Below are 11,329 nucleotides of genomic sequence, written 5' to 3' on the forward strand. Positions count from 1 at the left end.
ACTCTATCATTAATGGCTTCAATAGGACGCATACTTTACCTAACAGCGGTCAATATTAAAACAGTCCCATTTGCGGTTTGGTTAATTCATCGAAGTTCAAACCAATAAAAGGAAGAATACCATCTGCAACCGGCATTAGCTGCTTTTCAACATAATGTTCATAATCAATAGTGCTGGTGACCATTTCTAAAGGCTCAGGGCCGCGTAAAGTAATGAGGTACTCAATCCAGCCCCCTTGTTGATACTGTAATGGCCGTCCAAGTTTCTTATTGTGTTCATCTGCAATACGAGCCGCTCTAACATGCGGAGGCACATTTTTCTGATACTCGTCCAATTGACGACGCAGACGTTTTCGATAAATTAGGCGCGAGTCAAATTCGCCAGAGAGTGTCCGCTGATGATAGTCACGCACAAAATCAACCACCTCTTGTTGATGAAAAACACGGTGATATAACTCTTGCTGAAATTGCTGGGAAAGCGGGGTCCAATCAGTTCTTACCGACTCTAACCCCTTATAAATCATCGTCTGCTCCCCCTCTTTTAGCACCAAACCGGCATATCGCTTCTTGCTCCCAAGTTCAGAACCTCGAATGGTCGGCATCAAGAACTTCATGTAGTGAGTTTCATATTCCAACTCAAGGTGATTATCGAGATCAAAAGTTTCCCGCAGTGTCGCTGTCCACTGTTGGTTAATCGACTCCACGAGCATCGCCCCAATCTCATCGGCTTGCGCTTCCGTTTTTTGACTGCCTAGAGAGACAAATACACTATCTGTGTCTCCATATATCACCTCAAAACCATGTTGCTCAATCATCTCTCGGGTCTGGTTGAGCACTTGATGACCACGCATAGTAATGGAAGAGGCAAGTCGATGATCAAAGAAGCGGCATCCTGAAGAGCCAAGCACACCATAAAAGGAGTTCATAATGATCTTAATGGCTTGTGAAAATGCCGCATTTCCCTCCTTTTTAGCCACATCACGAGCGGCCCATAAATGCTCAATCATCTCTGGCAAAAAGTGTTTTTCTCGATGGAAGCGTCCACCTCTAAAGCCCGCAATAGCTCCGTCTTTGCTCTCCTCCAATGGTAACCCTTCAATGAGACCAAGCGGATCGATTTTGAATGAACGAATGATAGAGGGGTACAAGGATTTAAAATCGAGCACTAATACAGAATCATATAGACCGGGTTTAGACTCCATAACAAAACCACCAGGGCTGGCTATCCAATCGTCACTTTTCAGGTTGGGGGCGACATAACCTGCACGGTGTAACTTAGGCAGATACAAATTGGTAAACGCCGCCACTGAGCCGCCCATTTTGTCCAACTCGATGCCTGTGAGTTTCGTGCGCTCAATGAGAAACGCAATCAGATTGGTTTTTTCAAAAATTTTGCTTACCAGAACACAATCTTGCAAATTGTATTTCGCCAATGCCAGCTTATCGTGGCGAAACATTCGGTTAATCTCATCCATTCGGTCGTAAGCATTGTGAATGGACTTCCCCTGATTGAGCAATTGTTGTGAGACTGACTCAAGTGACCAGCTGCTAAAGTTATAGGTCGCCATTTTTAAGCCACCAATACCATCCAACACCACTCGACCAGGAAGCGATAAAAAACCTTGTCGTCGATTACCGGTTGATGCTCTGAAATACGCTTTGCTGTTCCCTCTACCAATACGAAACGGTAATTTATGCCATTCAGCACGTTTAATCAGCAGGCGAAAATCAAAATCAACCACACTCCAGCCAATCACCAGATCGGGATCATAAGTTTGAAACCATTTCTCCAGTGCAATTAATAACGCCTTTTCATCCGCCACCCACTCAATGGTTGTTTCCGCTTCATCTTGCGGGTCACCAATCATAATGACACGACTGTCTTTCTCACTGTGCAAGCCCACTGAGTAGAGTATCCCCTTTTCAGAGCACTCAATATCTAAAGAGACCACAGAGAGCTGAGGCTGATAACTGCCCGCTTTCGCCTTAACGTGATGGTATTGGGTGTAGCCTAACCGCGACCTCGGCTCACCAACGAAATCGATGCCCCCACAGATAAAGCGCTCCATGAGATAACGATCCGCTAATCGAATGTCCGCCTCAAAGTGTTCAACGCCGTGTTCATTGAACACCGCCACAGCAAGTTGCATTGCTCTAGTGGTCTGAAAATAGCAACCGGAAACAGGCTGCTGATCAAAAGTAGAGAGCTTGAGGGGTTTTATTTGATGAGAGATCTGATGTTTGGCTAATAACGTATTAACCTGCTCTACCGAGTTTACGGGGACAAAACAGACAGGTTGTTCTGCAGGAATCGTTAGCTGCACCGGCCCACTATCGGTACTTAACCATAAACTCAGTTCTGTACCCGTAGACATATCGCGGCTGTGGCGTGTTAAAAGAAAACCTTGCTGCACAACCACCTCGAATTCATAATACTTGCTGTATATTCTACCCTATTTTTCGCTCTATGCGTTCAAACTCATCCACAAGCCAGCGGCCGAACTCATCAAATAGCGCAATCACAGAGCGCTTAGGAATACGTCTTCCTTGTAGCAGAATGTTCATTCGTTCAATCTCTAACGCTTTGTCTGGATAGTATTCAAGAAACTTCTCACCGCACTCAACGGGGGAGTCATACCAACCTTTGTCTTTATGCATGACCAATGAGTAACAGCTTCTTAAGATCTTTTTCGCCAATTTGATTTGTGGATCAATTTGAGCCTCTACAGTAGTGGCACTGATCATTTTTGTTCGGTAAGTACTCAGCCACTGCCCAACATCCATATTCATATTCTTAGCAATCTCCCAACTCGGTTCAAATGTGCCAAACCGAGTAGCAAGGTCATCGCCGAATATACAGACATTGCAGTGCTTTAACCAAAACCCCCACGAAAAGATAAAATCGAGATCCAATACTTCTTTCATATCACCAATATTAAACGCGATTTCGGTAATCTGTGGATACTGGGTGTTAAAGCGCCACTTGATGGTATTAAGCGCGGTCTGCTGTTTTGGGGTTAGGGCGACCTGAGTAACAATGGTGACATCTAGGCTAGATTTTCCAACCACTGCCTCTCTTCTCGCTACACTACCAAACAGATAAATACTGTGAATTGAGGCTCCGGCAGCCGCACGAAGGTGGGTGATCAGTGCATTGATAACCGGTTCAAACTTTTTTTGATAAGGGGCTGTAGAATTAATAATCGACAATTTTTTACTGTGAGACAAACTTGGCTCCAACCTCCAAACAAAGACATTGGAAGAGTACCCGAGTTTCATAAGGAATCAACCGAATATTTGCGACAACGTGCTCGCAGTACTTGGCGTTATATCCAGTTCATGATATTTTCACAGCACTATTTTTATTGGGAATTTTTATCATGCCAAAGGCGAGTGAAGTAAAGAAGAATGCTGCAATTGAACTCAATGGTAAAGTACTGCTTGTTAAAGAGATTAACAAGCTAACACCAAGTGGTCGTGCAGGGGCAAGTTTATACAGAATGCGTCTGTATGATGTTGCAACAGGTCTTAAAGTTGATGAGAGCTTCAAAGCGGATGAGATGATCAATCTAGCCGACTTTACTCGTCACCAAGTCACCTTCTCTTACATTGATGGTGATGAGCATGTATTCATGGACAGTGAAGACTACACACCTTACAACTTCAATTCTGAAACCATTGCTGACGAGCTTCTTTTCATCACAGAAGAGACTAAAGGGCTACAAGTGCTTGCGGTTGACGGTGAACCTGTTGCGATTGAACTACCTGGTGCCGTTGAATTAGAAATTGTTGAAACTGACCCTTCTATCAAAGGCGCTTCTGCAAGTGCTCGTTCTAAGCCTGCAACGTTAACAACTGGTCTAACGGTTCAAGTTCCTGAGTACATTGCCAACGGCGAAAAAATCAAAATCAACACCTCTGAAAGTAAATTCATGAGCCGTGCTGATTCAAAATAATCAGACCATATAAGAGACACAACTATGAGTGAAGAGTCCTTAATTTCTTTCGACGATGTTATTGATGCTGCCTACGACATCTTTCTTGAGATGGCACCAGATAGCCTAGAGCCAGCCGACGTCGCTCTGTTTACCCTGCAATTTGAAGAGCGCGGTGCAGCAGAAGTGGTTGAAACCGGTGCAGATTGGCCGGAACATGTCGGTTTTGCTGTCGATGGTGACGTATTTGCCGAGGTCCGTATCGGATTAGTCGATGAATCATCTGACGTACTTAATGATGTATTTGCTAGAATGCTAATCAGCCGTGACCCTGACAATAAGTTCTGTCATATGTTGTGGAAACGAGACTAACTGCTCGTAGCACCTAGAGATAATATGGCCGACATAACGAATGATATGTCGGCCTTTTTTATAACAACCCGTCAACTCTGAGATTATCGTCCACAAGTAGCAATGACTCTTCTAACTGATCGAGACTGATCTCCGTAGGCAGATTCAATGTTAATTCAGCAAAAAACATCATCTCCCCCACTTCAGGCACTGCCAATCTGTGGTTCTCCATCTGCAAGACTTCAATCCCCATCTCATCCAGTTTCCCCGTAATATCACGGACAATACCTAAACGATCTTTGGATTCTAAGTTAAAACGTACTTTTCGGTATTGAGTATGTTCAACCGTTTTACTGTCAACAATGCGGATATCCAGTGCAGAGAAGTGTCTCAACTCCTCCTTCAATTGCACCACTTCATTATCAGGGATTTCAATCTTAATGATTCCGACCAATTGGTGCTCTAATCGGCTAATTTTACTGTTTAACCACTTGCCACCATATGAGTGAGTAATGGCAGCCAGTTGATTAACCAGTTGCGGGTGGTCTTGACCTGCTATCGTGATCGTAAATTGGATATTCATAAACGGCCCCTTTTATTAAGACTTACTCTATTTATACAATAATAACCAATATATTAGATGAGGTAGATCATACTTATTGCCTATTATATAGGCACTCGCCTTTCACCGCACAAAAAAAGGCCAACCTAAATGGTTAGCCTCAGTATCAACAAGCGGTATCAGTCAACGTTAACCGATGTGAGTTGCACCGCCCATGTATTGACGTAACACTTCTGGCACTTCAATACGGCCATCTTGCTGTTGGTTGTTCTCAAGAATCGCAACCATAGTACGACCAACGGCTAAACCAGAACCGTTTAGTGTGTGTAGAAGTTCAGGTTTCTTCTCGCCTTTACGACGGAAACGCGCTTGCATACGACGAGCTTGGAAATCTTGCATGTTTGAACACGACGAAATTTCACGGTAAGTCTCTTGAGCTGGAACCCACACTTCTAGATCGTAAGTTTTTGCTGAACCGAAACCCATATCGCCCGTACATAAAATCACTTTACGGTATGGCAGTTCAAGCAGTTGAAGGACTTTTTCAGCGTGACCCGTTAACTCTTCAAGTGCATCCATTGAATCTTCAGGTTTCACAAGCTGAACCAATTCAACTTTGTCGAACTGGTGCATACGAATCAGTCCGCGAGTATCACGACCGTATGAACCTGCTTCAGAGCGGAAACAAGGAGTATGCGCCGTCATTTTCACAGGCATATCCGCTTCTTCAGTAATGGTATCGCGTACCATGTTCGTCAAGGGTACTTCAGCCGTTGGGATCAAAGACATACCAATGCCCTCTTCCGTTGCTGGCTGAGTATGGAACAGATCTTCACCAAATTTTGGCAACTGACCCGTACCGTATAGGCTGTCTGCATTGACTAGGTAAGGCACATACATCTCAGTGTACCCATGCTCAACCGTATGAAGATCTAACATGAACTGAGCAATAGCACGGTGTAGACGAGCAAATTGGCCTTTCATTACGATAAAACGAGAACCCGACAGTTTTACTGCGCTAGCGAAATCAAGTCCACCTGACATTTCACCTAGATCAACGTGATCTTTAACATCAAAGTCGTACGATTTTGGCGTACCCCAACGAAGCACTTCAACATTTTCGTCTTCATCTTTACCACTTGGTACAGAGTCATCCGGTAAGTTTGGAACTGCAGCAGCGATAGCATCAATCTTAGAGAGCAACTCAGACAGTGCCACTTTCGCTTCGTCTAAGTCATTACCCAAGGTCGCTACATCAGCAAGAATGCGTTCAGCTTCAGCGTGATCGCCGGATGCTTTGGCTTTACCAATCGACTTCGAACGGGCATTTCGTTGGGCTTGAAGCTCTTCAGTTTTGACCTGCAGCGACTTACGCTGATCTTCAAGTTGACGAAGCGTTTCGACATCTAGCTTATAGCCACGACGTGCAAGTTTTTCAGCTGTTGCATCCAGCTCTGTTCGAAGTAATTTAGAATCCAGCATTGCTAAACCTGTTGTTATTGTAATGAAGAAGTAAAACTATACGTCGACCTTAATGCCGGCGTATTGCATAATTTTATTTGACGAGTAAAGATACCCAAAAAGTGGGATTATTAATAGCGCTTTAACGTGCTTTTCTTATCTAAAGAGGATAAATATTCTAACTTCTCACCGATTTTGGTCTCCAAACCTCTATTTGTAGGAAAATAGTATTGTCTCTCTTTCATCTCTGGCGGAAAGTAGTTTTCACCAGCGGCATAAGCACCCGGCTCATCATGGGCATAGCGATATTCAGCGCCATAACCTAAATCTTTCATCAGTGAGGTCGGCGCATTTCGTAAATGCACAGGAACCTCATAATCTGGTGAGTTCTGCGCGTCACTCATCGCTTGTTTCCAAGCAGTATAGACGGCATTACTTTTAGGGGCACAGGCTAAATAAACCACCGCTTGTGCAATGGCCCTTTCCCCTTCGGCAGGACCAATTCGGGTAAAGCAATCCCATGCAGAGATCGCTACCTGCATCGCGCGTGGATCGGCATTTCCAATGTCTTCTGACGCAATAGCCAGTAAGCGTCGAACTACGTAGAGGGGGTCACAACCCGCAGACATCATACGAGCAGTCCAATAGAGTGCTCCGTCAGGGTTCGAGCCACGAATAGACTTATGGACTGCTGAGATTAAGTCGTACCACATGTCACCTTTATTATCGAAGCGGGCTAACTTCTCTCCCGCCACTTCAGCGAGCAATTCAAGAGTAAGGTGTTTATCGCCCTGCTCATTAGGCGTTGCCATATCAAGCAACAACTCAAGGTAGTTGAGTGACATTCGTGCATCACCGTTTACCAATTCAGCCAAACGCTGCTTCACTTCATCAGCAAATTCAACCGATTCATTGCCAAGACCGCGCTCTTTGTCCGACATCGCCTGATCAATTACCAGTTCGATATCATCGGTATTGAGTGAGGTGAGTTTATACACTCGGGCACGGGATAACAGAGCGTTATTCAGTTCAAACGAAGGGTTTTCAGTGGTGGCACCAATGAAGGTAATCGTGCCATCTTCAATATGTGGCAAAAAGGCATCTTGTTGGCTTTTATTAAAACGGTGTACCTCATCAACAAACAGTATGGTGCGTTTCCCTGCACGCTGATTTTCACGAGCGCGTTCTATCGCCGCACGAATCTCTTTCACTCCGGAGGTCACTGCTGACACTCGCTCCACTTCCGCGCTAGCATAATTAGCGGCCACTTCCGCTAAGGTGGTTTTTCCAGTGCCTGGTGGCCCCCACAGGATCATCGAGTGCAGTTGGCCCGCTTCCAATGCGCGTCGTAGAGGTTTGCCCTCCCCCAAAATATGTTGTTGGCCAATATACTGTTCAATCGTTGCAGGACGCATGCGCGCCGCTAGAGGACGAAAATCCTCTCCGCTCGAAAAATCTAAGGTAAAATTACTCACACAGAGCTCGCTTAATTGCGTTGGTCATCAATATCGACCCCTGCTGGCACATCAAAAACGAAATTGCTCTTTTCAGGCGTTTCAGCGCTGAACTGCGAGAACGTAAACTCACTACGCTGCCCATCTTGTTCTATCACGAAGAAGCGCTTTACCACCCCAGATTCAGCAATAGAAACGATAAATTGACCGGCATTATCCGCAGCATCTTTGGCCACCAGTGTAAAATCATCACCAGATTGCTCAATGTTATAGTTGGCCCAATCTTCGGGATCGTTACGTGTTAACAGCACAAATGGAGTTTGATTGGTCGCTTGCTCAAGCCACATCATGGTCACTTGCTCAACAAACGGATTGAAGTACCACAGGGTTTTACCATCAGCAACCAATAGGTTTTCGTCTGGCGTTTTAGTGTGCCAACGAAACAGGTTTGGACGGGAGATTTTTACGTCCCCCTCCCCTGCAACGATAAGGTCACCTTCAGGGCTAAACACTTGTTGGGTGAAGTCGGCACTAAAACCACTACTTTGATTTAATCGCTCTGCCAGCACATCTTGTGGTGCAGAGAAAACAGTCGAGCTAAAACAGACTAACGCGAACAGAAACTTTTTCATTCATTACCCTTTTACTGGTGGCGGCGCGATCACTTCACGGTTTCCGTTGTGACCTGGCGCACTAACCACACCATTTGCTTGTAGCTGATCAACAATTCGAGCAGCTCGGTTATATCCAATTCTAAACTGACGTTGCACGCCTGATACAGAACCTCGACGCGATTCAGTAACAAACTCAACCACTTGATCATAGAGTTGATCAAGTTCCTCCTCTTCTTCAGAAGACTCACCTGGAAGCAAACTTTCAGTGCCTTGGTCGGCATGGGTGATCGCTTCAATATATTGCGGCTTACCACGCGCTTTCCAGTTATTCACCACAGCATGCACATCATCATCAGAAGCAAAGGCACCATGGACACGGATCGGGTGATTAGAACCAGGGGCTAAGTAGAGCATATCACCCATCCCCAAGAGTGACTCTGCCCCACCTTGATCTAAGATAGTGCGCGAATCGGTTTTGGTCGAAACCGTAAAGGCGACACGAGTCGGGATATTGGCTTTAATTAGCCCAGTAATCACATCAACCGATGGACGCTGAGTGGCCAGAATCAAGTGAATACCAGCAGCACGAGCTTTTTGTGCCAAACGAGCAATTAATTCTTCGACTTTCTTGCCTACCACCATCATGAGGTCAGCAAATTCATCCACAATCACTACGATGCTGGGCAGTTTCTCAAGCAGAGGTGCAGTTTCATCCATGGTATCGCCCGGTTTCCATAGTGGGTCATGGATTGGGTGACCCGCTTCAGCAGCCATTTTTAATTTGTCGTTAAAGCCTTTCAGATTACGAACCCCCACAGCCGAGAGAAGCTTATAACGACGCTCCATCTCACCAACACACCATCTCAGCGCATTGCCAGCATCTTTCATATCGGTAACCACTTCCGATAATAGATGTGGGATACCTTCATAGATAGAAAGTTCCAACATTTTAGGATCGATCATAATAAATCGAACATCTTCTGGGCTCGATTTATACAGAATACTCAAAATCATGACGTTGACGCCAACGGATTTACCTGAGCCGGTGGTACCGGCAACCAAACAGTGAGGCATCTTCGACAGATCCGCCACTACCGCTTCTCCAGCAATATCTTGACCAAGCACAACGGCCGTTGGGGATGTGTTTTCCATAAACTGTTTACTGCCAATCACCTCAGAAAAGAAGACGGTTTGTCGCTCCACATTCGGCAGTTCAAGTCCGACATAAGGCTTACCTGGGATCACTTCAACCACTCGCACGGCTAACGCAGAGAGTGAACGTGCTAAGTCCATTGCCAAACCAGAAATTCGGCTCACTTTGACTCCTGGCGCCAAATCTAGCTCAAAACGGGTGATCACAGGCCCTGGGAAGATATCCACCACTCGAGCTTTAATCTTGTAATCTGCCAATTTGGCTTCAACCAAGCGAGCGGTTTGCTCTAGATACTCTCGAGAAATGGTCGTCTCTCTCGTTTCAGGGTGAAACAGCAAGTCTAGCGTTGGCAAAGGGAGATCTGGAACCGGCAGATTTTGGTGACGTTGAACTAAGAATGGGTTCTCAGAAGCCGCCATATTCTCTTGCTCTTTAGCAATCATCTGCTTGAAGGCTTCGAGATCGTCATCAACATCTGCTGGCACAACCGCGCTTAATGGTTCTAACTCTGATATCTCGTCATTAAGCTGCTGATCAACGTTACTCACCACTTCCGCGTCATCAATAACACCAACTGCACTGAATGACATAGACGGCTCAGGCTGTGGTACCACAGGCTCAGGCTCAGGTTCAACCTCTATCGTTGGGGTAACGTCATCACTTTCTTGTTGGAAGTGCTCAACCACATCGACGTTTTGTTTCTCTATCTCATCAGATGCTTGATCCAGCTCTTCGATAGTGGCATCTAAATTATTCAAGTACAGTGGCGGCGGTGTGAGTTGTTCCTCAACCATTGATGGCGCCATGTCGTTATCATCCGCACCATGAATGTTGAATCGACGCTCTTCGACGACTTCATCCTCAGGTGATGATTGCAGGAAGTCACGGTCACCCTGCTGCTCTGTATTCGGTTTATTAACCGACTCATCAAGTTCACCCTCATTCACCGACTTCATGATGTCAGCGTCGGTCACGTCAGACTCAACGTATCGACTAAAATCTGGAGTCGAGGGGTCAACATGCAGTTTCTGTTCTCTAACTGGTTGCTGTTCAAACTCAATAGCCGAGATCGTTTCATCTTCGGTTTTGCGCGCTTTATTTACCGCAAAACTCATAGAGTCAAGTGTCCAACGTCCTATGGTATCCACTATGGTTAACCACGAGACGCCAGTAAAGAGTGTCATGCCCGCACACCATAAGAAGATAAGCACCAAGGTACTGCCTAACACATTAAGCAGAGGGATGGTTAAACTGTTGATTACGCCTCCAATTACCCCACCAGAAGAGAAATACCAAATATCATCGAAGCTGGTATCGGCTAGAGCACAACTGGTTAACAGCAGCATCACCAAACCTAAAAGACGAGTGCCAATAACCAGTAGATCTAATGGTTCGTCATCGGTCCTTTGTCGGCAAAAAACCCACGTTGTGAGCAGAACGATAAATGGCAGCAGATAGGCTAATAAGCCCAAGATAAAAAAGAGTGTATCCGCCACAAACGCGCCTAATGAGCCAGCTGCATTTTTAACAGGGCCATCCCATGCGGTTTGAGACCAAGAGGGATCCGAAGGTTCAAAGCTCACCAGAGCAACCATCAGATAAACAGAAATGAGTAAACCGATAATAAAACCAGCTTCTTTGAGACGTTGAAGGCCATTCAGCCGAGATTGGTCACCGCTTGATTGGATATCGGTGTCTATGGCGTCCACTTTAGGATGAGTTTTCATCTCTGATACGATATTTTTCAAGGTTGAAACCAAATTTTAATCCATTTTATAAACAATTCGAGCGGCCAAAAGC

Annotated in this window: 9 protein-coding genes; 2 read left to right on the plus strand and 7 right to left on the minus strand. The window is 45.4% G+C overall.

From position 1 onward, the window contains the following. Nucleotides 1–55: 55 nt before the first annotated feature. Nucleotides 56–2,419 carry a DNA polymerase II gene (locus L4C32_RS19050; protein ID WP_428198477.1) on the minus strand — a complete coding sequence of 788 codons (2,364 nt, stop codon included), beginning with the start codon at nt 2,417–2,419 and terminating at the stop codon, nt 56–58. Between the two features lie 28 nt (nt 2,420–2,447). Further along, entirely contained in the window at nt 2,448–3,227 is a 780-nt protein-coding gene (locus L4C32_RS19055) for a nucleotidyltransferase domain-containing protein (protein WP_428198478.1), read from the minus strand. 152 nt (nt 3,228–3,379) lie between these two features. Between L4C32_RS19055 and efpL the strand changes: the two genes are divergently transcribed. Further along, nucleotides 3,380–3,955 carry an elongation factor P-like protein EfpL gene (gene efpL / locus L4C32_RS19060; RefSeq protein WP_428198479.1) on the plus strand — a complete coding sequence of 192 codons (576 nt, stop codon included), beginning with the start codon at nt 3,380–3,382 and terminating at the stop codon, nt 3,953–3,955. Nucleotides 3,956–3,979: 24 nt separating this feature from the next. Beyond that, on the plus strand, nt 3,980–4,306 hold the full coding sequence (locus L4C32_RS19065; RefSeq protein ID WP_428198480.1) for an HI1450 family dsDNA-mimic protein: 327 nt from the start codon (nt 3,980–3,982) through the stop codon (nt 4,304–4,306). Between the two features lie 58 nt (nt 4,307–4,364). Here the strand turns inward: L4C32_RS19065 and L4C32_RS19070 are convergent, their stop codons facing one another. The 5 genes from L4C32_RS19070 to L4C32_RS19090 all read right to left on the minus strand — a co-directional run bounded on the left by L4C32_RS19070 (nt 4,365) and on the right by L4C32_RS19090 (nt 11,256). Then, entirely contained in the window at nt 4,365–4,868 is a 504-nt protein-coding gene (locus L4C32_RS19070; protein WP_428198481.1) for a glycine cleavage system transcriptional repressor, read from the minus strand. A gap of 168 nt (nt 4,869–5,036) precedes the next feature. Next, nucleotides 5,037–6,329 (minus strand): serine--tRNA ligase, encoded by a 1,293-nt coding sequence (serS, locus tag L4C32_RS19075; protein ID WP_428198482.1) that lies wholly within the window; start codon nt 6,327–6,329, stop codon nt 5,037–5,039. Nucleotides 6,330–6,439: 110 nt separating this feature from the next. Beyond that, entirely contained in the window at nt 6,440–7,723 is a 1,284-nt protein-coding gene (locus tag L4C32_RS19080) for a replication-associated recombination protein A (RefSeq protein ID WP_428198485.1), read from the minus strand. Nucleotides 7,724–7,794: 71 nt separating this feature from the next. Next, complete coding sequence (gene lolA / locus L4C32_RS19085; protein WP_428198483.1) at nt 7,795–8,394, minus strand: outer membrane lipoprotein periplasmic chaperone LolA; 600 nt, start codon at nt 8,392–8,394, stop codon at nt 7,795–7,797. A gap of 3 nt (nt 8,395–8,397) precedes the next feature. After that, nucleotides 8,398–11,256 carry a DNA translocase FtsK gene (locus tag L4C32_RS19090; protein ID WP_489672090.1) on the minus strand — a complete coding sequence of 953 codons (2,859 nt, stop codon included), beginning with the start codon at nt 11,254–11,256 and terminating at the stop codon, nt 8,398–8,400. Nucleotides 11,257–11,329 lie beyond the last annotated feature (73 nt).

The sequence above is a fragment of the Aliivibrio kagoshimensis genome, assembly GCF_050337105.1.
GTDB lineage: Bacteria > Pseudomonadota > Gammaproteobacteria > Enterobacterales > Vibrionaceae > Aliivibrio_A > Aliivibrio_A kagoshimensis.